At 66.5% G+C, this 24,670-nt stretch carries 21 protein-coding genes; 9 read left to right on the top strand and 12 right to left on the bottom strand.

Going from position 1 to position 24,670, the window contains the following annotated elements:
- Window positions 1–29 precede the first annotated feature (29 nt).
- Window positions 30–440: a hypothetical protein gene (locus J3A66_RS03945; RefSeq protein ID WP_031440380.1), complete on the top strand. Its 411-nt coding sequence runs from the start codon at window positions 30–32 to the stop codon at window positions 438–440.
- A gap of 88 nt (window positions 441–528) precedes the next feature.
- Here J3A66_RS03945 and trpE read toward each other — a convergent pair whose 3' ends face one another.
- The gene (gene trpE / locus J3A66_RS03940) at window positions 529–2,034 is read right to left on the bottom strand and encodes an anthranilate synthase component I (RefSeq protein ID WP_107933013.1); all 1,506 of its coding nucleotides are present in this window, start codon (window positions 2,032–2,034) and stop codon (window positions 529–531) included.
- Window positions 2,018–3,961 (bottom strand): peptidylprolyl isomerase, encoded by a 1,944-nt coding sequence (locus tag J3A66_RS03935; protein ID WP_209567294.1) that lies wholly within the window; start codon window positions 3,959–3,961, stop codon window positions 2,018–2,020. The genes trpE and J3A66_RS03935 overlap by 17 nt, the downstream gene beginning before the upstream one ends.
- 118 nt (window positions 3,962–4,079) lie before the next feature.
- Here J3A66_RS03935 and tpiA point away from each other — a divergent pair, with 118 nt between their 5' ends.
- Window positions 4,080–4,835: a triose-phosphate isomerase gene (tpiA, locus tag J3A66_RS03930; protein ID WP_209567292.1), complete on the top strand. Its 756-nt coding sequence runs from the start codon at window positions 4,080–4,082 to the stop codon at window positions 4,833–4,835.
- A gap of 54 nt (window positions 4,836–4,889) precedes the next feature.
- Here tpiA and J3A66_RS03925 read toward each other — a convergent pair whose 3' ends face one another.
- Window positions 4,890–6,278 (bottom strand): leucyl aminopeptidase family protein, encoded by a 1,389-nt coding sequence (locus J3A66_RS03925; protein ID WP_209567290.1) that lies wholly within the window; start codon window positions 6,276–6,278, stop codon window positions 4,890–4,892.
- Between the two features lie 10 nt (window positions 6,279–6,288).
- Entirely contained in the window at window positions 6,289–7,683 is a 1,395-nt protein-coding gene (locus J3A66_RS03920; RefSeq protein ID WP_209567288.1) for a serine hydrolase domain-containing protein, read from the bottom strand.
- A 161-nt stretch (window positions 7,684–7,844) separates the two neighbouring features.
- Here J3A66_RS03920 and J3A66_RS03915 point away from each other — a divergent pair, with 161 nt between their 5' ends.
- Window positions 7,845–7,991 (top strand): lmo0937 family membrane protein, encoded by a 147-nt coding sequence (locus tag J3A66_RS03915; RefSeq protein ID WP_107045915.1) that lies wholly within the window; start codon window positions 7,845–7,847, stop codon window positions 7,989–7,991.
- A gap of 78 nt (window positions 7,992–8,069) precedes the next feature.
- Here J3A66_RS03915 and rimO read toward each other — a convergent pair whose 3' ends face one another.
- The gene (rimO, locus tag J3A66_RS03910) at window positions 8,070–9,398 is read right to left on the bottom strand and encodes a 30S ribosomal protein S12 methylthiotransferase RimO (protein WP_209567286.1); all 1,329 of its coding nucleotides are present in this window, start codon (window positions 9,396–9,398) and stop codon (window positions 8,070–8,072) included.
- Window positions 9,399–9,494: 96 nt separating this feature from the next.
- Between rimO and J3A66_RS03905 the strand changes: the two genes are divergently transcribed.
- Complete coding sequence (locus tag J3A66_RS03905; RefSeq protein ID WP_209567284.1) at window positions 9,495–10,592, top strand: anhydro-N-acetylmuramic acid kinase; 1,098 nt, start codon at window positions 9,495–9,497, stop codon at window positions 10,590–10,592.
- Window positions 10,593–10,650: 58 nt separating this feature from the next.
- Here the strand turns inward: J3A66_RS03905 and J3A66_RS03900 are convergent, their stop codons facing one another.
- The 5 genes from J3A66_RS03900 to J3A66_RS03880 all read right to left on the bottom strand — a co-directional run bounded on the left by J3A66_RS03900 (window position 10,651) and on the right by J3A66_RS03880 (window position 15,292).
- Window positions 10,651–10,959, bottom strand: coding sequence for a hypothetical protein (locus J3A66_RS03900; protein WP_209567282.1), 309 nt, complete (start codon window positions 10,957–10,959; stop codon window positions 10,651–10,653).
- An 83-nt stretch (window positions 10,960–11,042) separates the two neighbouring features.
- Window positions 11,043–12,221, bottom strand: a complete 1,179-nt coding sequence (locus J3A66_RS03895) for a VWA domain-containing protein (RefSeq protein ID WP_209567280.1) — start codon at window positions 12,219–12,221, stop codon at window positions 11,043–11,045.
- 64 nt (window positions 12,222–12,285) lie between these two features.
- Window positions 12,286–12,831 (bottom strand): CHAP domain-containing protein, encoded by a 546-nt coding sequence (locus J3A66_RS03890; protein ID WP_031394952.1) that lies wholly within the window; start codon window positions 12,829–12,831, stop codon window positions 12,286–12,288.
- Window positions 12,832–12,904: 73 nt separating this feature from the next.
- A complete protein-coding gene (locus J3A66_RS03885) occupies window positions 12,905–14,344 on the bottom strand; it encodes a hypothetical protein (RefSeq protein ID WP_209567270.1) in 1,440 nt (479 codons plus the stop codon).
- Between the two features lie 93 nt (window positions 14,345–14,437).
- Entirely contained in the window at window positions 14,438–15,292 is an 855-nt protein-coding gene (locus J3A66_RS03880; protein WP_031394950.1) for a MoxR family ATPase, read from the bottom strand.
- 171 nt (window positions 15,293–15,463) lie between these two features.
- Here J3A66_RS03880 and bla point away from each other — a divergent pair, with 171 nt between their 5' ends.
- Window positions 15,464–16,330 carry a class A beta-lactamase gene (gene bla / locus J3A66_RS03875; protein WP_209567269.1) on the top strand — a complete coding sequence of 289 codons (867 nt, stop codon included), beginning with the start codon at window positions 15,464–15,466 and terminating at the stop codon, window positions 16,328–16,330.
- Window positions 16,331–16,348: 18 nt separating this feature from the next.
- On the opposite strand, the gene J3A66_RS03870 is transcribed toward bla, so the two are convergent.
- On the bottom strand, window positions 16,349–17,017 hold the full coding sequence (locus J3A66_RS03870) for a hypothetical protein (RefSeq protein WP_192008601.1): 669 nt from the start codon (window positions 17,015–17,017) through the stop codon (window positions 16,349–16,351).
- A 401-nt stretch (window positions 17,018–17,418) separates the two neighbouring features.
- Between J3A66_RS03870 and J3A66_RS03865 the strand changes: the two genes are divergently transcribed.
- Together J3A66_RS03865 and J3A66_RS03860 are read left to right on the top strand one after the other, a co-directional pair.
- Complete coding sequence (locus J3A66_RS03865; protein ID WP_245336698.1) at window positions 17,419–19,623, top strand: DPP IV N-terminal domain-containing protein; 2,205 nt, start codon at window positions 17,419–17,421, stop codon at window positions 19,621–19,623.
- Between the two features lie 98 nt (window positions 19,624–19,721).
- Window positions 19,722–20,750: an aspartate-semialdehyde dehydrogenase gene (locus J3A66_RS03860; protein ID WP_031439890.1), complete on the top strand. Its 1,029-nt coding sequence runs from the start codon at window positions 19,722–19,724 to the stop codon at window positions 20,748–20,750.
- Between the two features lie 185 nt (window positions 20,751–20,935).
- Here J3A66_RS03860 and J3A66_RS03855 read toward each other — a convergent pair whose 3' ends face one another.
- A complete protein-coding gene (locus tag J3A66_RS03855) occupies window positions 20,936–21,577 on the bottom strand; it encodes a YitT family protein (protein ID WP_031439891.1) in 642 nt (213 codons plus the stop codon).
- 334 nt (window positions 21,578–21,911) lie between these two features.
- On the opposite strand from J3A66_RS03855, the gene J3A66_RS03850 reads away from it, so the two are divergent.
- Window positions 21,912–22,673, top strand: coding sequence for an alpha/beta fold hydrolase (locus tag J3A66_RS03850; protein WP_209567265.1), 762 nt, complete (start codon window positions 21,912–21,914; stop codon window positions 22,671–22,673).
- A gap of 163 nt (window positions 22,674–22,836) precedes the next feature.
- Window positions 22,837–24,669, top strand: a complete 1,833-nt coding sequence (locus J3A66_RS03845) for a M2 family metallopeptidase (protein WP_209567262.1) — start codon at window positions 22,837–22,839, stop codon at window positions 24,667–24,669.
- Window position 24,670 lies beyond the last annotated feature (1 nt).

The raw sequence follows: 24,670 nt of genomic DNA, 5'->3' as shown, positions 1-24,670 counted from the left end.
GTTGTGCGTATGCAAGGAGTTTTCCACCAATGTTCCGTCTCACCGTCCTCGCCGCGCTGATCGCGCTTCCCGCCCTCGCTTCGGCGCAGGAGCAGACGGCCGAACAAGGCCAGCCCCCGCAGCGGATCCGCAGCGTCACGCTCGGGGCTGGGCAGAAGTGCCCGACATCGACCAATGGCGAGATCGTCGTCTGCTCGACACTCGACCAACCCTATCGTATCCCCAAGGAACTGCGCGATACCGCACCGATCGCCGCGCAGAACCAGAGCTGGGTCAACCGGGCTGCGACCGTCGACCAGGTTGGCCGCGTCGCGGGCGGGTTGCCGGATACCTGTTCGCCGGTCGGTACAGGCGGACAGTCGGGATGTGCGCTCGCGCGTGCCCGCGCCTATTCGGCCGAGCGTCGTGCGCAGGCTGCCGGGCAGGCTATCGATCCCTGACGCCACAGCGAGCGTTATCCGGATCCTAGGCCGCGGTCGTCACCTGACGCCCGCGGCCTTTTACTGTGTTTGGTGTACGATGGCGGGATTACTGCCCGTAGGACGTCCCGCCGGCGCGCGCGACCGCTTCGCGGGCGGCGGCGAGGATCGCCCCGGCCTTGGCCTCGCATTCGCGCTGTTCGGACACGGGATCGCTGTCGGCGACGATTCCCGCCCCGGCCTGTGCATGGATCATCCCGTCCTTCACGACGGCGGTCCGCAACACGATGCACGAGTCCATCGATCCGTCGGGGGAGAAATAGCCGACGCCGCCGGCATAGGCGCCCCGCCGTTCGGGTTCGAGTTCGGCAATGATCTGGCACGCCCGGACTTTGGGTGCGCCGCTGACCGTGCCGGCGGGGAACCCCGCGAACAGCGCGTCGAGCGCGTCGCTGCCGGGCGCGAGCGACCCGACGACGTTCGAGACAATGTGCATGACATGACTGTAGAATTCGACGCCGTAGCTCGCCGTGACGCGGACCGATCCCGGCGCCGATGCCCGCCCGACATCGTTGCGGCCGAGATCGAGCAGCATCAGATGCTCCGCGCGTTCCTTCGGATCGGCCAGCAGGCTGGTCCGGTTCGCCTCGTCTTCCGCAGCACTGCGGCCCCGCGGGCGGGTCCCGGCGATCGGGCGGATCGTCACCTCGTCGTCGCGCACGCGGACGAGGATCTCGGGTGAGGATCCGATCAGCGCGAAGCCGGGAAGATCGAGGTGATAGAGGAAAGGCGACGGATTAATCCGCCGGAGCGAACGATAGAGCTCGAACGGCGGGAGCGTGAACGGCGTGCTGAAGCGCTGGGCCAGGACGACCTGGAAGATGTCCCCGGCCACGATATAGTCCTTCGCACGCGCGACCATCGCGCCGTAGCGATCCGGCGACAGCGCCGGCGTGTAGGACGGCTCGGGTGAGACCGCCCGGACCGGCGCCGGTACCGGCGTGGTCATGAGCTTCGCGGCGACGGCGTCGAGCCTTTCTTCGGCACGCGCGACGATCGTGTCGGGATCCATCGCGGGATCCGGCCAGGCGGGGGCGACGAGAAATAGCGCGTCGGCGAGCCGGTCGAAGACGAGAACCACCGAGGGACGCACGAAGATCATGTCGGGCAGGCCGAGCGGATCGCTGTCGGGTTGCGGCAGGGTCTCGACCAGACCGACCGTCTCATAGCCGAAATAGCCGACCAGACTGGCGAGCGCGCGTGGCAGCTCCTCCGGGACGTCGCTGCGGCATTCGGCGACCAGAGCGCGCAGGGCATCGAGTGTGGGCAGCGCACAGGGCTCGAACGCCTCGCGATCCGTCGACCAGTGACGGTTGATCTCGGCACGATGACCCGCGGCACGGAACAGCAGGTCGGGCGCAAGGCCGATCAGACTGTGCCGTCCGCGTGTTGCGCCGCCCTCGACCGACTCGAGCAGGAAGTCGCCACGCCCCGGCTCGATGAGCTTGAGGGCGGCGGCGACCGGCGTCTCCGTGTCGGCGACCTGCCGCCGCCAGACGAGGGCGGGGCGTCCGGCGGCGAGCGCCGCGCGTGCGAGCTCAGTTATTGGAACCACCCTGTGCCAGCAGTTCGGCCCGGACGCGGGCGACGGCCTTCGGATCGGTCTTCACGCCGACCTGCGCGCGGACGGCCTTGACGAACTGGTCGACATATTCGCGGCCGACGCTGCGCGCGATCGAACCGCGAGCGGCCTGGATCGCCGCCTGGTTGCCGGTCGCATTGCCGCGATCGATCTTGTCGAGCTTGACCACGAACCAGCCATCGGGGCCGGCGATCGTCTTGGCGGTACCCTGCGCCATGCTGAACATCAGGCGCAGCACGGGTGGGGTGTTTTCGGGGTTCTGCATGATCTGCGCGCGCGACGCCGTGACGGGACGCGCGGGCGGGACCGGGAAGCCCGACTGCCCGAGCGCCTGCTGCAGCGGCATACCCTTGTTGATCCGTGCAAGCGCGGCATTGGCATATTTGCGGGCAGCCTGACTGGCGCGGTCGGCCATCAGGTCGCGCATCACGGCAGGACGGACCTGTGCGAGTGGACGGGGTGCGGCACGAACGACGCGGCCGAGCGCGACGACCGCAAAGCTGCCGTCCGACCCGGTCTGGACCATCTGCGGTGCATCGCCTTCCGCGGCTTGGAACGCGGCGCTCACGATCGGCGCGAGCGCGGCGTCGGGCTGGGTGCCGGGCGCGTCGGGGTTGGTGCCGTTGGCGACGAGGCCGGGCGTGGTGGTGGCGGTCAGCTTGCGGTCCGCGATGATCTCGTCGAACGTCGCATTGTCCGACAGGCCGTCGTCGATCGCGTCATGGATCTTGCCGAGCGCTGCCTGCGCCTTTTGCGCGCTGAGCGCTGTGGCGATCTCGCCGCGTGCCTGGTCGAGGGTCTTGGCGGGGACGTTCTGGATCGAATCGATGCGAGCGATCGTCCAGCCGAGCGGCGTACGGACAGGGCCGACGACCGCGGCATTCGCTGCCGCGAACACGGCATCCGCGACCTGCGGGCTGGTCGTGCCGGCATAGGCGGCCTTTTCGACAGCCGTCTGGGTCGATGCTTCGAGACCGGCGGCGCGGGCGGCGTCGGCGATCGCGGTTCCGGCCTTCACCTTGGCAGCGATCGCGGCTGCACCCGCCTGATCGGCGACGACGACCTGCGTGATCGTACGCTTCTCCGTCGGGGCATAGCGGGCGCGATCCTGCTTATATTGCGCGGCGATTTCGGCGTCGGTCGGGACGGCCTGCGCCTTCACCTGCGCCGCGTCGACGACGGCGTAGCGGATGACGCGGCGTTCGGGGATCGTGTAGCGCGCGACGTTGCGACGATAGAAGGCGTTCAGTTCGGCGTCGGTCGGCGCTGGGCCGGTGGGCACCGCCGCGGTCGGGATGAAGCCGACCAGACCGCTGCGCTTCTCGAGCAGCAACGAGGCGAAGGGGAGGGCGAGCTGGCTCGGGACCTGCGACGCGCCGCGCGTCGGCAGGATCAGCTGCTGCGCATAGGTGTCGCGGACGATATCGGCGCGAATCTGCGCGTCGGTCAGCTTTCGTTCGACCAGCACGCGCTGATACAGGGACGGATCAAATTTGCCGGTCGGGCCCTGCAGTGCGGGGATGCTGGCAATCTGCCCGTCGACCGCGCGCTTGCTGACGACCATGCCCTGCTGCCGGCCGAACTGCTCGAGCGCGAGGCTCGCCGTGATGCGGTCCAGCGTACCGTCGAAGCCGCCCTGCTGGACATAGCTTGCCATGTCGAGCGTCGGCTGCTGCTGGCGGAAACCTTCCATCTCGGTCTGGACACGCGTGCGAAGCTCGTTCGCCGTCACGTCCGCCTTGCCGACCGTGGCAACGTCGTCCGCAGCGATGCCGCTTGCTCCGCCGCCCAACCCGGTCATGTCACCCGCCGCGAAGGCGAGTGCGATGACGCCGAGGATGCCGAAGGTGATGATCACGCCGAACCTCGACTGGGTGAGGCGGCGGAAGAAACTGAGCATGAATGGCCGATCGACAGGGACTGAGTTCCTTCCGCTTTACGGTGCGCATCGGCGCGCTTCAAGCTTGTGCCGTTCGGTGTCGGCGCTATCCGGGACCGATGATGATCGGGAGAGTGCGATGCGGCGCAAGTTGGTAGCGGGAAACTGGAAGATGAACGGGTCGCGCGCGGCGCTGGCCGAACTCGACGCGATTGCGGCGGCGGCGGCGGCCGCGCCGGACGTCGATGTGGAGATTGCGGTGCCCTTCACGCTGATCGCCGCAGCGGCCGATCGCGCGCCGGCGCTCGCGATCGGTGCCGAGGATGTGCATGAGGCCGATTCGGGCGCGCACACGGGTTGCGTGTCAGCGGGGATGGTGAAGGAAGCGGGTGCGCGCTTCACGATCGTCGGTCATTCGGAACGCCGTGCTGACCAGCACGAAACCAGCCACGACGCCTGGGCGAAGGCGGCGGCGGCGCGGCGGCAGGGGCTGCGCGTCATCCTGTGCTGCGGCGAGACCGAGGCGGAACGCGATGCCGACCGGGCCGAACGGGTCGTGCAGGCGCAGATCGAGAAGTCGGTGCCCGACAATGCGGACGGGAGCTGGTTCACCTTGGCCTATGAGCCGCGCTGGGCGATCGGTACCGGGCGCACCCCGACGCTCGACGAGATCGCCGCGATCCATGCGATCGCGCGGGCGAAGCTGCGCATGCTGATCGGCGATGCGGCAGCGGGGGTGCGGATCCTCTATGGCGGGTCGGTGACCGGCAGCAACGCAGCCGCCATCCTGGCGACCGCGAATGTCGACGGTGCGCTGGTCGGTGGCGCCAGCCTGACTGCGGACAAGTTCGTCCCGATCATCGAGGCCGCGGCGAGCATCGACGGCGTCGGCTGATCCGTCGGGAGCGCGGCACGCCTTATCGTCGGGCGTGCCGCGTCAGGCCTTTGGTCAGGGGGCGCCGTACCGCGTGCTCAGCATCGCGAAGGCGGCGCGCAGCGCATAGGCCTCGCCCCCCTTGGGCCGGCCGGGCTTCGCAGTCGGGCGCCACGCGAACACGTCGAGATGCGCCCAGGCGATGCCGGGCCGCACGAAGCGGCGCAGGAACAGCGCCGCGGTGATCGCGCCGGCAAAACCGCCATCAGGCGCGTTGACCAGATCGGCGATGTCCGACTTGAGCATGTCGTCATACCCGTTCCACAACGGCATCCGCCAGAGCGGGTCGGCTTGTGCGTGGCTGGCGGCGACCAGCTCGGCCGCGAGCGCTTCGTCGTCGGTGAACAACGGCGGAAGATCAGGGCCGAGCGCGACCCGCGCCGCGCCCGTCAGCGTCGCGAAGTCGAGGATCAGCGCGGGCCGATGCTCGACCGCGCGGGTTAGCGCGTCGCCGAGGACGAGCCGCCCCTCGGCATCGGTATTGGTATTTTCGACCGTCATGCCCTGTCGCGTGTCGAGCACGTCGCCCGGGCGGAAGGCATTGCCGGCTATCGCGTTCTCGACCGCAGGAATGAGCAGGTGGAGGCGGACGGGGAGCTTCGCCCCCATTACCAGCCCGGCCAGTGCAAGCGTGTGCGCTGCGCCGCCCATGTCCTTCTTCATCAGTCGCATGCCGGCCGACGGCTTGATGTCGAGGCCGCCCGAGTCGAAGCAGACCCCCTTGCCGACCAGCGCGACGCGCGGGTGCGTGGGGTCGCCCCATTCGAGCTCGATCAGCCGGGGCGCGCGTGCCTCCGACGCCGCCTGGCCGACCGCGTGGATCATCGGATAGCCGCTGGCGAGCGCGTCGCCGCGCGTCGTCGTCACGGTTGCGCCATGCCGGGCGGCGAGCGTCTCGACCGCCGCCTCGAGCTCGGCGGGGCCGAGATCCGATGCGCCGGTGTTGACGAGGTCGCGGACCATAGCGGTCGCCTCGGCAAGACGGATCGTCGGCTCGATCGACGCGGCATCGCTCGTCAGCAATACGCGCGCGGGCTTGCCGGCGGGTTTGCGATAGCGATCGAACTGATGCTGTGCGAGCATCCAGCCAAGGCCCGCACCCCCGACGTCACCCTGCGCAAGGCGGTAGGTGCCAGCGGGGAGCGAGGCGCCGAGCGAAGCGATCCGCCACGGCGACGACATCGCCTCGTCACAGACGAGCAGCATCGACCATGTGTCAGGGGTGTCGCCGGGCAGCACGGCGCGGTCGCCGGGCTTGCCGGTCAGGCCATGCGCCGCGACCGCGGTGCGAATGCGCGGCGGCTGAGCACCGAGCCAGCTCGCAAACTCCTCCGGACGGACGACGTGGATCGGCGTGGCGGGCTGGCCGCGGTCGGGCTGAAGCAGGGAAGCGAAATCGGTCATTGCGTGCCAGTTACTGAGAGGGAGCCACGAGGAATTGTTCGTACCGGCCGTTCGCGCCGGGTTCGGCATAGGTGCTGAGCGACAGCGTGCGGTCGGGATAGGTGATGCGATAGGTGCGGTTGACGAAGCCGCCGCGCAAGCGGGCGCGGCCGGTTTGCGCAAAACCGGTCGGTTCGCCAAGCGCGCCGAGGCTCGACTTATAGTCCGCGAGCGCGACCGGCTTGAAATAGAAATTGGCGTCCTCGGTCAGCCGGCTGCGGTCGAGCGTTCCGGTGCGGAGCTGATCATAGACCGCGCGTGCCCTGGGCAGGGCGGCGGCATCCTCTGCGCTCGCCGCGGGGGGTGGCAGGACGATGTTCGCGATCCCGCTCGAGATCCGCCCGACCGCATCGCTGAACCAGCTGTTGGTCAGCACGACGATCGCCGCCTGATCGTCGGGATACACGATGTTCTCGGAAAGGAACCCGACCGCCTCGCCGCTATGCTCGACATAGCGGCGGCCGTTGGCGGTGCCGGTCGAGACGCCGAGGCCATAGCCATTGGTCGATCCGTCGACGAGCCTGACCGGGGTCTCCTGCGCCGCCCAGTCGTCCGCGGGCAATGTGGTTCGGGTAAGGCGCGCGACGTCCCATTTGGCGAGGTCCCGCGCACTCATCGACAGCTCGCCCGCGGCGTAGAGCCAGCCGGGCGCACTCGGCGTCTCGGGACGGACGGGCCCGAGCGCGAAACGGCCATAGCCTTGCGGAAAGCCCTTGCCGATCGCCTTGTCCTGATCGAGCGCGCGAATGTCGAGCGGCTTAAAGATGCGCTGCTGCAGGAAGTCGAGCAGCGGTTGTTTCGCGATCTTCTCGACGATCAGGCCCGCGACGACATAGCCGGTGTTGGAATATTGCCACTGCGTGCCCGGCTCGAAATCGAGCGGCTTCTTCCCCCAGCGATCGACGATCTGCTGCGGCGTGACGGGGGTCGCCATTGCCGCAAAGCTGTAATCCTGCGGCCAATAGTCCTGCAGGCCCGAGGTGTGGCTGAGCAACTGGCGGATCGTGATGCGGTCGCCGCCGGTCACGCCGGGGACATATTTTGCCACCGTATCGTCGAGGCTCAGCCGGCCCTCATCCTCGAGCAGCAGGATCGCGGCGGCGGTGAATTGCTTCGAAATCGACGCGATCTGGTAGGGCAACGCCGGATCCGCCACGGCGATCGTTTCCGACGGCTTGCCATAGGCCTTGGCGAATATGATCCGCCCGCCGCGCACGATCGCGATCGATGCGGACGGGACGCCCGTATCGCGGAGCGAACCGGCAACGAGCGTATCGATCTGCGAGGTTTCCGCAGGCGTGAGCGACTGGGCGATGGCTGGGAGGGGAAGCGCGAGCGCGGCGAGCGTGAACAGGCGAAACAGCATGGCGACATCGAAGCAGAAGGCGGGTGGCGGTGCAACGCCGCAACTTAATGTCGAGCCAGCTGAGGAGCTTAACCCATATCAGGTTAAACGGCGGAACACGCTCGAGCGCGGGGACGTTTCAGCGGCATCGATCACGTCATCACAACAGATTGGGAACTGCCATGCTCTGGACCATCGCCGTCATCTTGCTCGTCCTCTGGCTTGCCGGTTTCGCCTTTCACGTCGCGGGCGGGTTGATCCACATCCTGCTCGTTATTGCAGTGATCGTGGTGCTCGTGAAGCTGTTCACCGGTCGCAACGTCGTCTGAACGCGTGTGCCCCAAGGTGCAGGTATTTTCGCCTGCACCTTGGGGTAGTATCGTTGCGTCAGGACCGACGCAGGCGCGTCAGACCGGCACGCCGTACAGATCATGTTCGTCCGCATCTTCGATCGTCACGGGTACGATATCGCCGACCGTCAGGTGACCTGCGTCGCGCAGGAAGACCTCGCCGTCGATCTCGGGCGCATCCGCCTGTGAGCGACCCGTCGCCCCCTCGTCGTCGACCACGTCGATGATCACGTCGAGGGTCCGGCCGATCTTGGCCTGCAACTTGGCCGCGGAAATCGCCGCGGTCTTTTCCATGATCCGGGCGTAGCGCTCTTCCTTGAGCTCCTCGGGCACATGGTCCGGCAGCAGGTTGGCCGCCGCGCCCTCGACCGGTTCGAACCGGAACGCGCCGACGCGGTCGAGCTGCGCCTCGTCGAGCCAGTCGAGCAGATATTGGAAATCCTCCTCGGTCTCGCCGGGGAAGCCGACGACGAAGGTCGAGCGGATCGTGATGTCGGGCGCGATCTCACGCCATTTGTGAATGCGCTGGAGCACCTTGGCGTCGTTGCCGGGGCGTTTCATCCGGCGCAGCACCGCTGGCGCGGCATGCTGGAACGGGATGTCGAGATAGGGCAGCACCAGGCCCTCCGCCATCAGCGGGATGACGTGGTCGACGTGCGGATAGGGGTAAACGTAATGCAGCCGCACCCACGGCGCGATCTTGCCGAGTTCGCGCGCGAGATCGGTCATGTGCGCACGAACCTCGCCACCACCCTTCAGCGGCCAGACCGAGTGGCGCAGGTCGACGCCGTAGGCCGACGTGTCCTGGCTGATGACCAGCAACTCCTTCGTGCCCGCGGCGACGAGCTTTTCGGCTTCGCGCAGGATCGCGTCGGGACGACGGCTGACGAGATCGCCGCGCAGGCTCGGAATGATGCAGAAGGAGCAGCGATGGTTGCAGCCTTCCGAGATCTTCAGATAGCTGTAGTGGCGCGGCGTCAGCTTGAGTCCGGCGTCGGGGATCAGGTTGAGGAATGCGGAGGGCGGCATCGGGGCGGCTTCGTGGACCGCGCCGACGACCTGCTCATATTCATGCGCACCGGTGATCGCGAGCACCTGCGGGAAGCGCGCGCGGATCGCCTCGGCTTCCTTGCCCATGCAGCCGGTGACGATGACGCGGCCGTTCTCGGCAATGGCTTCACCGATCGCCTCGAGGCTTTCTTCCTTCGCCGAATCAAGAAAGCCGCAGGTGTTGACGAGGACAACGTCGGCACCGGCATAGTCGGGCGACATCTGATAGCCGTCGCCGCGCAGCTGCGTGAGGATCCGCTCGCTGTCGACGAGGTTCTTCGGACAGCCGAGCGAGACCATGCCGATCTTGGGCGGAGTGGGGAGTATGGTTGCCATGGGAGCCGCGCACATAGGCGCAAAGTTCGGTTTTTTCTAGGCGGTCGAGATTCGATCCGTCATGGCCGGGTCTGAGGACAGGGAAAGGGACCCAAAATGCTGGCGATTGGATTGATGTCGGGGACGTCGCTCGACGGGATCGACGCCGCGCTGATCGAGACCGATGGCGAGGCGATGGTCCGCCCCATCGCGTTCCGTGGGGAGCCCTATTCGGATGCGGCGCGCGCGGAACTGTCCGACGCGACACGGATGGCGCTGACGTTCGATCGGCCGCGCGCCAGTCCGCCGATCGTCGCGGCGGGCGATCTCATCACGCGTACGCATGTCTTCGCGGTACACAAGCTGCTGGCGGATGCCGGTGCCGCCGCGGCGGATGTCGACGTGATCGGGTTTCACGGCCAGACGATCGCGCATCGTCCCGATCGCGGCTGGACCTGGCAGATCGGCGACGGCGCGGCGATGGCGCGCGCGACGGGGATCACGACGGTATCCGATTTCCGGTCGGCCGATGTGGCGGCGGGGGGGCAGGGCGCGCCGCTGCTGCCGGTCTATCATGCGGCGCTGGCGTCCACGCTCGACGGGCCGGTCGCGGTGTTGAACCTGGGCGGGGTCGGCAACATCACCTTCATTCCCGGCGCGACAAATGGCAACGACTCGCTGGTCGCGTTCGATACGGGGCCGGCGAACGGCCTGATCGACAGCTGGGTCGAGGCGGAGACGGGCGCGCGCTACGACAAGGGGGGCGCGCTGGCGGCGGCGGGGCGCGTCGACGAGACGGTGCTCACGGCGATGCTCGATCACCCGTTCTTCGATGCACCGCCGCCCAAGTCGCTCGATCGCAATGATTTTACCATACAGCCGGCGCGCGGGCTGTCGGCGGCGGACGGTGCGGCGACGCTGACCGCATTCACCGCGCAGACGGTTGCGGATGCGGTCCGGCATCTGCCCGCGCGACCCAAGCGGCTGCTGGTCGCGGGCGGTGGACGTCACAATCCGACGATGCTGGCCATGATCGCCGCGGCGACCGGGCTGGGCGTTGAAGCGACTGACGCGCTCGGGTGGAACGGCGATGCGCTGGAGGCGGAAGGCTTCGCCTATATGGCGGTGCGGACGCTCCGCGGGCTACCGATCAGTTTTCCGGGGACGACGGGGGTGCCGGCGGCGATGGCTGGCGGGGTCGTCCACGCGGTTTGAGGCCACTGAACATGCCAGAGGTGATGGCCCGCCTTTGTCGGCGGGCCATGCATTTCGATCAGTGGGTCTTCTTCGGCTTGCCGGGCTTCTTGGGCGCGGGCTTTGGCGGGGTCTTCTTTTCCGGTGCGTCCTTTGCGCGGAGCGCAGGTGCGGCAATCGCAGCAGCGATCCCGGCGACCAGCGTGGCGCCGACCGCGATCGCGGTCTTCGGGTGCGATTTCACCGCGTCGGTGGCGGTGGCGATGCCGGCCTTGGCGGCATCCGTCGCATCGTCCATCCAGTCGCCCTTCGCGGCGGGGGCCGGCGCGGCGTCGTCGTCATGCTTGACCTTGGCATGCGGCATGGCAGAATTCGGGATCGACGACATAAGCTATTCCTCGCACAGGGATGATGCACGCTAAACCGACCGGGTCCATGACGGTTCCGTTACGGGATCGCGCAGGCGGGGCCTTAGCGCTTGCGGGTCAGTTCACGCATCGCGTCGTCGAGACCGGCGAGTGTCAGCGGGTACATGCGGTCGGTCATCAGTTCGCGCATGATGCGGACCGATTGCGAATAGCCCCATTGCGCCTCGGGCACGGGGTTGAGCCATGCCGCAGACGGATAGGTGGTCGTCAGGCGCTGCATCCACACCGCGCCCGGCTCCTCGTTGAAATGCTCGACCGAGCCGCCGGGATGGGTGATCTCGTACGGGCTCATCGATGCGTCACCCACCAGCACGAGTTTGTAATCATGGCCGAACTTGTGGAGCACGTCCCACAAGGGCGTACGCTCGGCGAAGCGGCGCGCGTTGTCCTTCCACACGCCCTCGTAGGGGCAATTGTGGAAATAATAGAATTCGAGATTTTTGAACTCGGTGGTCGCGGCCGAGAAGAGTTCTTCGCAAAGCTTGACGAAGGGATCCATCGATCCCCCGACATCGAGGAACAGCAGCATCTTGATCGCATTGCGGCGTTCGGCGCGCATGACGATGTCGAGATAGCCCTGACGTGCGGTACCGGCGATCGTGCCGTCGATGTCGAGTTCGTCCGCGGCCCCGTCGCGCGCGAACCGGCGCAGGCGTCGCAGCGCGATCTTGATGTTGCGCGTGCCGAGTTCGCGGGTGTTGTCGAGATTGCGGAACTCGCGCTGGTCCCAGACCTTGAGCGCGCGCTTGTGCCGGCTCTCGCCGCCAATGCGCACGCCTTCGGGGTTGTAGCCGCCATTGCCGTACGGGGAGGTGCCGCCGGTACCGACCCATTTGTTGCCGCCCTGATGGCGTCCCTGCTGTTCCTCGAGCCGCTTCTTGAGCGTCTCCATGATCTCGTCCCACGAGCCCAGTGACTGGATCGCGGCCATCTCGTCGGGGGTGAGAAATTTCTCGGCGACCGCCTTCAGCCAATCCTCGGGGATGTCGGTCGGCGTCGTGCCATAGCTTGTGGCGAGCCCGCGGAAGACCTTGGCGAAGACCTGGTCGAAGCGGTCGAGCAGCCCCTCGTCCTTCACATAGACCGCGCGGGAGAGGTAATAGAATTCCTCGGGTGTGCGCTCGATCACCTCGGCGTCGAGCGCCTCGAGCAGGAGCAGATGCTCCTTGAGGCTGGCCGGGATGCCCGCGCTACGCAGCTCGTCGAGAAAATTGAGAAACATCGCCCTATCCTGCCTCTCCAGCCCCGCGAAGTCGAGGGGCGAGTCGAGGATCGGGTATGCGCGGTCAGCTACCCGGGACGTATGCGTCGATCAGCGCACCGACATAATCGGGATTGCGACTGGTCAGCTCGGCCGCGGGTCGCGCATCGCCGTGGATGAAGCCGTAGACGGGGTAGATGCCGCCGCCGAGGCCGTCGACATCCTTGTACCAGACCTTCACGCGGCTCCAGTCATTGGCGGGCGAGACGTCGAACAGCGTGACGTCCTGTTCGGCATGACCGCGTTCGCCGTTCTGGCGCGACCAATTGGCATGGGTCAGCATCACGACGCGCTTCTCCACGACGCGGCTGATGACCGCGACATGCCCCATCGGCAGGCGGGCCGTCTTGGCGAAGACGATGACCGAGCCCGTCTTCGGCCGATGCGTGCGCTCGTAGCGGCCATCGGCCTGACGCCACCAGGTCCAGGCATCGCCATAGATCTCGATCCCCGAGGCCGCTCGCGCAAACGGAACGCACTGCCCGACATAGTCGAGCAGCGATGCCTGTGCAGCGGACCCCGCGCCGATCGTGAGGACAGCGGAGAGAAGGGCGCGACTGAAGCGATTCATCCCGTGATCCTAAAGGCCGTCCCATGACCGCCATGTTGCCGCCTGTGGTTAATGGCATGACGATGCGCCAGCCTCAATATGGATTAGACGACAAGGCGTTGCGCGCGCGGGGTAGTCCGTAAAGTGCCCAGTCGGTTCCCGACAGCATTCCCCGGCGGCGCATGGTCCGAAGCGTATAGACGCGTCCGCAGCGTCGCGTCGTGGCCATCGCCGCGCCGCCGTCGTCGAGATCGACAAAGACGAATTGCACAGGTCGGCAGTCGCTTGTCAGCACGAGCGGATAGCGCGCCGTCGCGGCTGCGACCCGAAGCGGGGCAACGGGCTGGAGGTGATCGACATGAACGCGTGCGCCGCCCGGTGCTTCGATGCGGACGCTGGCGATGGCGGCATCGATATCGCCGCGTCGTCGCTTAATGTCCTGCGCGATGTCGTGGACCATGCCGATCGCGAGGAGGGTGAGGGCGAGCGCGGCCAGCATCCTTGACCGCGGGCCTTTCGTCAGCGCGGTGGCGATCAGGTCGGTCAGGAGCAGCAGTACAGCCACGCTTGAGAGCAGGAAGTAGCGCGGCATTCCCGTATTGGCGATGTGAAGCGTGGCGAGGGCGATCGGCAGTCCGGCGATGGAGAGCATTGCCAGCCACGCCATGGGTCGTCGTTGCGCCACGGCGGCCATTGCCGCGACGCATAGTGTGAGCGCGAGCACCGCGATCCAGCAACGGGGCAAGGCGGATGCGCCGAGCGTCGTCGCCAGCATGACCTGCAGCGCATCGACCAAGCTGGCGAACGAGAAGGGCACATAATCGCCGACCTGCATGCCGCCAGGGCTTGCAGCGGCAGCGCCGAAGACCAGGGTGAAGACAAGCATGACGGCAACGACGCTCGGCAGCATCAGCCGCGCGGTGATCGCGGCGGCCGTCGCTGTGGCAAATTTCTGGCGCAGCGTCAGCGCGACCCAGCCGGCGATCGCAACCAGGAAGAACAGCATCGTCAATTGCGACAGGAGTCCGAGAATGGTCAGCAGCGCAAGCAGCCCCGGCGCATGGCGGGGCGCAGGGCCAGGGGCGTTGAGCCAGCGTGCGGCGACCAGGATCGCACCCACCGCGCACAGCAGCATTGGCGCATAGCCGCGCGCTTCGCTGCCATAATTGACCAGGATCGGCGACAGCGCGAACAGCGCTGCGCCGACCAGCGCATGCGCCGTGGAGCGCCGCGCACCGATCGCGGCGACGACCAGCACCGTGGCGGCACCGGTGACGATCGATAGCGCGCGCAGGGCCAGCGGCGGCGCGGCATAGCCGACCGCCTGCATCCACAGGCTGTTCAGATGGTGGTTGTTGTCGTGATTGATCGAGGTGAACACGGCCCAGGGTGTGTCCGCCCTCGCCACCAGCACCGCAGACCACGCCTCGTCGACCCACAGCCCGCCATGGGCCGATAGGATCCGGACCCAGACCGCGACGCCCAGGATCGCAAGCAGAGCGTATGCCGCGGGGAGGGACAGGTTGTGACGCACCCCCGGAGCATTAGCGCGCAACTGATTAAAACCGCGTTTTCAGCGTCGCTCAGGCGGACCGTTCCGGCCGCGGCTGTCTCGTCGCTCCCGAAGCTACCCCTGGTTCTTCTGCCGCTTCGCCATGAAGGCGAGGCGTTCGAACAGCATCACGTCCTGTTCGTTCTTGAGCAGTGCGCCGTGCAGCGGCGGGATCGCCTTGGTCGGATCACGGTTCTGCAGCGTCTCGAGCGGCATGTCCTCGTGCAGCAGCAGCTTGAGCCAGTCGAGCAGTTCGGAGGTCGAGGGCTTTTTCTTGAGGCCGGGGACGTCGCGGACGTCGTAGAACAGGTCCATCGCGCGCGAGACGAGCATGCGCTGGATTCCGGGGAAATGGACGTCGACGATCGCCTGCATCGTGTCGCGGTCGGGAAACTTGATATAGTGGAAGAAGCAGCGGCGCAGGAACGCGTCGGGCAGTTCCTTCTCGTTGTTGCTGGTGATGATGACGATCGGGCGCTCGACCGCGCGAACGGTCTCCTTGGTCTCGTAGACGTGGAATTCCATCCGATCGAGTTCCTGCAACAGGTCGTTGGGGAATTCGATATCGGCCTTGTCGATCTCGTCGATCAGCAGGACGGGCGGCGCGGGCTGGGTGAACGCCTCCCAGAGCTTGCCCTTGCGAATGTAGTTGCCGATGTCGTGGACGCGCTCGTCGCCGAGCTGGCCGTCGCGCAGGCGGGCGACCGCGTCATATTCGTACAGCCCCTGCTGCGCCTTGGTCGTCGACTTGATGTTCCATTCGATCAGCGGCGCGCCGAGTGCCTTGGCGATCTCATAGGCGAGCACGGTCTTGCCGGTGCCGGGTTCACCCTTGATCAGCAGCGGGCGGCGTAACGTCACCGCGGCATTCACCGCGACCTTGAGGTCGTCGGTCGCGACATAGCTCTGCGTGCCTTCGAAGCGCTTCATGCCCATTCCCGTCAGAATCGAATTCCCGGTACGGATAGAAGCTGTTGGGCATCCGACGCAACCCGGACGATGGCGACACCGACAGCGATCGGGTTTCGTTGCAAGGCCTGGACGGTGTACCGAGCATCCGCGCGGCGAAACGACGCGGCTGGAGGAGGCATCACGATCATCATGCTGAACAGGCGGGCTCTCCTGTCAGGCGTTTCCGCAACGCTCGTTACGCGTCCGGCCTTCGCACGCAGCAAGGCTCCTCCGCCCGGCGTCGCCGACTATGAGACCGCGAGTGGCGGCCATGTCGGGCTCTACGCGCGCAACCTGACGACGGGGAGGGCGATCGCCTGGCGTGCCGATGAGCGGTTCGTCATGTGCAGCACGTTCAAGGCGTCGCTCGCCGCGTGCGTGTTGAACCGGGTCGATCGCGGCCGGGCCCGGCTTGCGGACAGGATCGCGCTATCGCCCGCAGACCTGCAGGACTGGCACGCACCCGTTGCCCGTCAGAATCTGGCGCGCGGCGAGATGTCGCTTGGCGAGATGTGCCAAGCGGCAGTCGAGCAGAGCGACAATAGCTGCGCCAACATCTTGTTGCAGCGGATCGGCGGACCCGCCGCGCTCACCGCCTATTGGCGGGGTCTCGGCGACGATGTCAGCCGGCTCGACGATATCGAGCCGTTCCTGAACCGTACGCCGCCGGGTGGGTTGCGCAACACGACGACGCCGAGGGCGATGGCGGCGACGATCGGACGGATGACGCGTGGTCCGGTATTGTCGCCCTCGTCACGCGCGCTGCTCATGCTGTGGCTCCGGCAATGCCGGACCGGCGCCGCGCGGTTGCGGGCCGGTCTGCCGCGCGGATGGGCAATCGGCAACAAGACGGGGAACAACGGCAAGGACGCGGCCGGCGACATCGGGCTGTTGTGGCGCGATCCCGACACGCCGATTATGATCAGTGTCTACACGCGGGGCGGCACGCCGACCGAGGCGCAGTTCAAGACGTTGTTTTCAGAGGTTGCCCGGGGAGTTGCTACGATACTGGCCTAGGCTGCGAGTGCAATCCGTTCAGAGATCGCCGCGCGCGCTGGCGCGGGCTTCGAGCAGCGACCAGAGGCCGCGATGCTGGGCGTAGAGCTGCTGCGCCCCGAAGGTGATGGCGCGCCGTGTACCAGGCGTCGCACCCAGCGTCGCCAGCGCCTTGGCGCTGACGTCAGCGGGCGGGAGCGCGCGCGGCGGCGCGACGATGCCGAAGCGGGTCGCGGCAAGGTCGAGCACATCGCGCGTCACCGCCCAGTCGTGGAGCAGCGCGGCCACCGCCCCCGTGGCGCAACCGGCGCGCTCCGAACCGGACAGGATCTCCAGCGCGTTGCGCACGCCGGCGAGGGCGGCCTCGGTCGCCGCCTGACCCGGTGTCGAGGGCAACGGCCCTACGGCCGCGGTCAGCTGGGCGAGATAGCCGCGTTCGATCGCGAACCCGGTCGCTGCGGTTTCGAGCCAGGGCAGCGAACCCAACTGTGCGCCACGCAGCAAGGCGTCGTCGATCATCCCGGGATGCCGTCCATAGACGTCGCAGAACGCGTGCACCGCATCCGACAGGTTGCGCTGGGCGGGGGCGGATTGGATCAGTCGCGTCGCGTGAGGGTGCGCGACAGCACCGTCGACGGCGCCAAGGCGCGCGACGACGTCCCAGGCGCCGGGCCGTGTTTCGTCAATGGATGCCGTCGTCGAAGCCATTAGTCCCCGGTCATGTCTGGGATGCCCGCGCGCCATATGCGTGCGGACGTCCGATCGCAGGTCCTTGCACGTCACGTGTAAAGACCGCGTGCACATGACGTTAACCGGCTGCTAACCATCCGCCGGCGGGTCCGGTCGGCCTGGGCTTGACGGCTTGGCCGCGGGCGAGCGCATCACGCGGGGTTTACGGCTTTACGGGGGCGGGACGCGCCGCGATAACGCGCGCGGCACCGGCACCGCGCTGGAGCCCGTCCATCGGAGACTATAGGATGCGTACATGGTTGCTTGGGCTTGCACTTGCTTCGGTCGGAACCGCCGCGATGGCTGCTGACGGCGCGTCCGCGCAAACGGCAGGCGCCGCCGACGGCGTTGCCAAGCCGAGCGATCCGACAGCGGCTCCCATGGCAGCTGTAGCCCCGGCCGGCGATCTGACGCTGGCGCGGGTGTTCGGCAATCCCGACCTGTCGGGCCCGCAGCCGCGCGCGGTACGGCTGTCGCCCGACGGTGCGCTGTTGACCTCGCTGCGTAACCGGGCGGACGAGAAGGAGCGGTTCGACCTGTGGGCGGTCGACACCGCCACGGGCCAGGAGCGGATGCTCGTCGATTCGAAGAGCGTCGGCAGCGGCGCCGAGCTGAGCGAAGCCGAGAAGATGCAGCGCGAGCGCGCGCGGATCGCCGGGTCGAAGGGTATCGTCGCCTATGACTGGGCGCCCGATGGCAAGTCGATCCTCGTGCCGCTCGACGGCGACCTTTACATCGCGACGCTCGACGGCAAGGTCCGTCGGCTGACCGATACACCGGGTGGCCAGCTGAACCCCGTGATCAGCCCGAAGGGCGGGTTCGTATCCTATGTCCGCGACCAGAATCTCGTCGTCCAGCCGCTCGCGGGCGGCGAGGCGCGCGCGGTCACCAAGGGCGGCGGCGGCACCGTCCATTTCGGCGAGGCGGAGTTCGTCGCGCAGGAGGAAATGGATCGCCGCACGGGCTATTGGTGGTCGCCCGACGAGCGCTATGTCGCGGTCGAGCGGTTCGACGAGGCACCGGTGCGCATCTTCACGCGTGCCTCGATCGGCGCGACCGGGACCAAGGTCTATGATCAGCGCTATCCCGCCGCGGGCACGCCCAACGCGCTGGTCGACCTGTACGTGATGAAGCCCGACGGGTCGGGCCAGGTGAAGGTGGATCTGGGCACCAATCCCGACATCTATCTCGCGCGGGTCGACTGGACGCCCGACGGGACGATGCTGCTCGTCCAGCGCCAGAGCCGCGACCAGAAGCTGCTCGAGATGCTGCGCGTTGATCCGGCAACGGGCAAGTCGACGATCCTGTTCACCGAAAAGTCGGGGGTGAAGAGCTGGCTGAACCTGTCGGACGCCTACCGCGTGCTGAAGGACGGCAGCCTGATCTGGCGGTCGGAGCGCAGCGGCTATGGCCATCTCTACCGGTTCGCGGCAGGCCGCTGGACGCAGCTGACCAAGGGCGACTGGGTCGTGACCGGGCTGGTCGGCGTCGACCAGGCCAAGGGGCGGCTGTTCTTCACGGGCAACAAGGACGACGTGCTGGAGCAGCAGCTCTATTCGGTCGATATCGCCAAGCCGAACGCGATCACCAAGCTGACCGAGAGCGGCTGGTGGAACAGCGCGTCGATGGACGGTGCCGGCACGCGGTTCATCGTCTCGCGCTCGAACCCGTCACAGCCGACCCAGGTCTATCTGGCGGATGCGACCGGCAAGCGGATTTCGTGGATCAACGAGAATGCGGTGAAGGAGGGGCATCCCTATCATCCCTATGCCGCCAGCCATCAGCAGACCAAGTTCGGCACGCTGAAGGCCAAGGACGGCACGACGCTCTATTACGAGATGATCACCCCGCCGATCGAGCCGGGCAAGAAATATCCCGTCTTCTTCCAGCATTATGGCGGCCCGGGCACCGGCCAGCAGGTCACGCGCGGCTGGCAGGGGCCGCTGCCGCAATATCTGGTCGATCAGGGCTGGATCTTCTTCCAGATCGACAATCGCGGCTCCTACAACCGCGGCAAGAAGTTCGAGGACGCGATCTATCACGCGATGGGCACGGTCGAGGTCGAGGACCAGCTGGCCGGGGCGGAGTATCTGAAGACGCTGCCGTTCGTCGAGCCGAGCAAGATCGCGACCTATGGCTGGTCCTATGGCGGGTACATGTCGCTGAAGATGCTGGAGAAGACGCCGGGGGTTTATGCTGCCGCGGTGTCGGGCGCGCCGGTCACCGACTGGCAGCTCTATGACACGCATTATACCGAGCGGTATCTGGGCGACCCGAAGACCGATCCGGCGAGCTATGCGACGTCGGCCGCGGTCGAGGATGCGGCGCTGATCAAGGATCCGCTTCTGCTGATCCACGGCATGGCGGACGATAACGTGTTCCTCGACAATTCGACCAAGGTGGCCGCCAAAATGCAGGCGACTGCGACGCCGTTCGAGATGATGTTCTACCCGGGCTATACGCACCGCGTCGCGGGGCCGGGGATCAGCGAGCATGTCTGGGGGACGATCCTGAACTTCCTCGACCGGACGGTGAAGGACAAACCGGTTCCCGGCGAAGGGACGAGCTTGCCCCCGACGAAATAAAGTTATCTGGCAGGGCGCGCCGGAGACGTATACGGACGCGCCCGGATGAAAATCAGCAATGTCGCGATCGCTTCGCGGCGGCATCAAGGGACGACACAATGGGTTATCGGATCGTGGTTGCAGGGGCGACCGGCAATGTCGGGCGCGAAATGCTCAACATCCTGGCGGAGCGTGAATTTCCGGCGGACGAGATCGCCTGCGTCGCATCGTCGCGCAGCCAGGGCGAGATGGTCGATTTCGGTGACACCGGCAAGCAGATCAAATGCCAGAATATCGAGAATTTCGACCCCACCGGCTGGGACATGGCGCTGTTCGCGATCGGGTCGGAGGCGACCGCGGTCTATGCGCCGAAGTTCGCCGCGGCGGGCTGCACCGTGATCGACAATTCGTCGCTGTACCGGATGGATCCGGACGTGCCGCTGATCGTGCCCGAAGTGAATGCCGACGCGATCGACGGGTACAAGGTGCGCAACATCATCGCCAACCCGAACTGCTCGACCGCGCAGATGGTCGTCGCGCTCAAGCCGCTGCATGACGCCGCCAAGATCAAGCGCGTCGTCGTCGCGACCTATCAGTCGGTGTCGGGCGCGGGCAAGCAGGGCATGGACGAGCTGTTCGAGCAGAGCCGCAACATCTTCGTCGGCGACCCGGCCGAGGCCAAGAAGTTCACCAAGCAGATCGCGTTCAACGTGATCCCGCACATCGACAGCTTCCTCGACGACGGGTCGACCAAGGAAGAGTGGAAGATGGTGGTCGAGACCAAGAAGATCCTCGACCCGAAGATCAAGGTCACCGCGACCTGCGTCCGCGTGCCGGTGTTCGTCGGCCATTCGGAAGCGATCAACATCGAGTTCGAGAACGAGATTTCGGCCGAGGAGGCGCAGAACATCCTGCGCGAGGCGCCCGGGGTCATGCTGATCGATAAGCGCGAGGATGGCGGCTATATCACGCCGATCGAATGCGTCGGCGAGTTCGCGACCTTCATCAGTCGCGTGCGCGAAGATTCGACCGTCGAGAACGGGATCAACCTGTGGTGCGTGTCGGATAATCTGCGCAAGGGCGCGGCGCTGAACGCGGTGCAGATCGCCGAGCTTCTGGGTCGTCGGCATCTGAAGAAGGACGCGTAAGCGGGGGAGCGGGAGGGGGAGCCTCCTTCCGCTTATCCGACGTCGAGCGCGGGATGACGTATCGCGGGCGTCATCCTGCGTGGGCGGACACGGGCAAAGCCCGTGTCGTCGACCGGCGCTGAGTGCGCCGTCGGCCGATCTTGCCCTATGCGATCCTGCTTCGCTGGATCGTCTTATGGCTGCGATCAGTGCCCAATATACCGTCCCGGGCGGTGCCAAGCGATCAGGATAAGGCTGATCGCGGCTGCGCTTAGGACCGACCAGCCGAACTGACCCGCGCTGACGACAGGGATCGCGGCGGCTAGGATTACCACGTCGAGCGCGATTTGCGTGCGGCCCGCATTCCAGCCACGCGTGCGCTGCAGCCACAGCGTCACGACCCCGGTGCCGCCGACCCCGGCCTGATGCCGCGCGAGGACGAGGATGCCGAGCCCGATCACCGTGCCGCCGACGATCGCGGCGAAGAACGGGTGCATCTGGTCGACGTGCATCGATCCGCCCGCGAAGGTCGAGAAGGCGGCAATCCCGGCATTCACCAGCATCGTCTTGATCGCGAAGCGGCGGCCCATCGCGTAATGCGCGAACAGGAAGAAGGGCAGGTTGATCAGCGTGAACAGCACGCCGGTCGGCAAGGGCACCAGATAGGACAAGAGCAGCGCGATCCCGGCGATCCCGCCGGTGACGAGCCCTGCCGCCTTCAGGAAGACCAGCCCGATCACCAGCAGGATGCAGCCGATGACGAGCGCGTAGAAATCCTCCGCGATACTGTGCGGCCGTCCCAGGGGAAGGGTGGCTGAGGGGAAGGTGGCGTCGGCAGATGGCGGCATTGCGGGTCCTTGGTCGGGCCCTTCGCGCATCCTCAATGGATCGTCCGACGCGATCCTTGCGCCATAGCTAAAGGAGTTTGCGTGCCACACTACCCCTTTTTGTGATGGCGTCGTGCGGCGGGGCCATAACGATGGGCGCTCGTCATCCTGACGAAAGTCAGGATCCAGGATACCAAGCGCCGCATCCGTGGCTCTGGATCCTGACTTTCGTCAGGATGACGTAACGGTGGGTCGCGGATACTCCTCGGAGCGCGTCTCTTCGTGCCGGTTGACAGCACGGTGTCGTGTGTCGGACGGGGGCAGCAACATCCTAAGATTATAGGGATCTGGATCCGTGGCACATTCCCCGACCGAGACGCAGTATTTCGAGAGCTTCGACGGCACGCGGATTGCGTGGCGCGAGGTCGGCGAGGGGCGGCCGGTGGTGCTGATCCACGGCTATTTCTCCGACGCGAAGACCAACTGGATCCGCTATGGCCATGCCGCCAAGATCGCGGCCAAGGGGTTCCGCGTGATCATGCCCGACCTGCGCGCGCACGGCGAGAGCGGCAAGCCGCATGGGCTGGAATTCTACCCCGCGGATGCGCTGACGCTCGACGGCCATGCGCTGGTCGATCATCTCGGGCTGACCGATTATGATCTCGGCGGCTATTCGCTCGGCGCGCGGACGACGTCGCGGATGCTGGCGACAGGCGCGACCCCCGGGCGCGTGGTCTTTTCCGGGATGGGCCTCGCCGGACTGACCGAGACGTCGCGGCGCGCGGGGCATTTCCGCAATATCCTCACCAATCTGGGCAAGCATGTTCAGGGCACGCCCGAGTGGCTCGCCGAGGCGTTCCTGAAGACCACGGGCGGCGATCCGGTCGCATTGCTCGGGATCCTCGAGACATTTGCGGATACGCCGATCGCGGCGGTCAGGGCGATCGAGCAGCCGGCGCTTGTCGTCTGCGGTGCGGAGGACGAGGATAACGGGTCGGCACCGGACCTCGCCGCAGTCCTGCCGCACGGTCGTTATGTCGCGACGCCGGGCGGGCATATGAGCGCGGTGGTAAAGCCCGAGCTTGGCCAGGCGATTGCGGACTTTCTTGCTGAATAGCCCCCCGGTCATCCTGACGAACGTCAGGACCCGGAGCCAGGCAGCGCCGCCCCCCGCGACCCTGGATCCTGACTTTCGTCAGGATGACGAGTGGGTTGGCGGGTCGCGGGTTGACCTCCCGGCGGCGGATCATCCATCAGGGCCTCACGATAAGGGGATGATGATGGTTCGGTTCAGCGTTTCGATGTTTGCTCTCGCCGGCGCGCTGTGCGCCGCGCCGTCGGTGGCCGGTGCTCAGGCCACCGCTGCCGCGTCCAGCCCGACCGCTGCGCAGGCAGATGCGTTCGTCGCCGAGGCGGAAAAGGTCTTTTCCGCCAAGTCGGTCGACGCCTCGCGCGTGGCGTGGGTGAACGCGACCTACATCACCGACGATACCGATGCGCTGGCGGCGAAGTCGGGCGCGGAGATGACCGATCTCGGCGTGAAATATGCGCTGGGCGCGGCGAAATACGCCAATGTCCCGGGCCTGTCGGTCGACACCAAGCGCAAGCTCGACCTGCTCCGCGGGGGGCTGACGCTGCCCGCGCCGACGCGGCCGGGCGCATCGGACGAGCTGTCGATGCTGACGACGAAGATGTCGTCCTCCTACGGCAAGGGCATGGGGACGCTCGACGGCAAGCCGATCAACGGCTCGGACATCGAGGCGGCGATGGGCGAGAGCCGTGATCCCGCGAAGCTGCAGGAGATGTGGACGAGCTGGAACGACGCGGTCGGCGCACCGATGCGCGGCGACTATGCCAAGATGACCGCGATCTCGAACGAGGGCGCACGCGAGCTCGGCTACAAGGATGTCGGTGCGCTATGGCGGTCGGGCTACGACATGAGCCCCGAGCAGTTCGCCGCGCTGACCGACAAGATCTGGAAAGAGGTCGAGCCGCTCTACATGGCGCTGCACACCTATACGCGGTGGAAGCTCAACGAGAAATATGGCGATGCGATCCAGGCGAAGACCGGGCCGATCCGCAGCGACCTGCTTGGCAATATGTGGGCGCAGGAATGGGGCAACATTTACGACATCGTCGCCCCCAAGGGATCTGGCGATCTCGGCTTCGACACCGGCGAGCTGTTGAAGGCCAAGGGCTATGACGCGGTGAAGATGGTGAAGCAAGGCGAGGGGTTCTACTCATCGCTGGGCTTTGCGCCGCTGCCCGAGACCTTCTGGAAGCGTTCGCAGATCACCAAGCCTGCGGACCGCGACGTGATCTGCCATGCCTCGGCCTGGGATATCGACAACCAGGACGATATCCGGATCAAGATGTGCACCAAGGTGAATGCGGACGACTTCGTCACGATCCACCACGAGCTCGGCCACAATTACTACCAGCGCGCGTACAAGGCGCAGCCGATGCTGTATAAGAACGGCGCGAACGATGGCTTCCATGAGGCGATTGGCGATACCGTCGCGCTGTCGATCACGCCTGATTATCTGGTGAAGATCGGGCTGCTCGACCAGGCACGCGTGCCGAGCGCGGACAAGGATATCGGCCTGTTGCTGCGTCAGGCGATGGACAAGGTCGCGTTCCTGCCGTTCGGGCTGCTGATCGACAAATGGCGCTGGGGCGTGTTCTCGGGGCAGATCCCGACGACCGGCTATCAGGCGGCGTGGGACCAGATGCGGCTGCAATATCAGGGGATCAAGCCGCCGGTCGCGCGCGACGAGACCAAGTTCGACGCGGGCGCGAAATACCATATCCCGGCGGCGGTGCCCTACACGCGCTACTTCCTCGCGCGCGTGCTGCAGTTCCAGTTCTATAAGGCGGCGTGCGAGCAGTCGGGGTGGAAGGGGCCGCTGCATCGCTGCTCGTTCTACGGCAACAAGGCGGTCGGCACGAAGCTGAACGCGATGCTGAGCATGGGCCAGTCCAAGCCCTGGCCCGACGCGTTGCAGGTGTTCACGGGCAGCCGCGAGATGTCGGGCGCGGCGCTGGTCGAGTATTTCAAGCCGCTCAAGGCGTGGCTGGACGTGCAGAACAAGGGCAAGCCGACCGGCTGGTGAG

Origin of the sequence: Sphingomonas sp. PvP018 (genome assembly GCF_017876865.1) — a bacterium.
GTDB lineage: Bacteria > Pseudomonadota > Alphaproteobacteria > Sphingomonadales > Sphingomonadaceae > Sphingomonas > Sphingomonas aerolata.
Note: the sequence above shows the minus strand (reverse complement) of the source record. Positions and strands in the feature narration are given on the sequence as shown.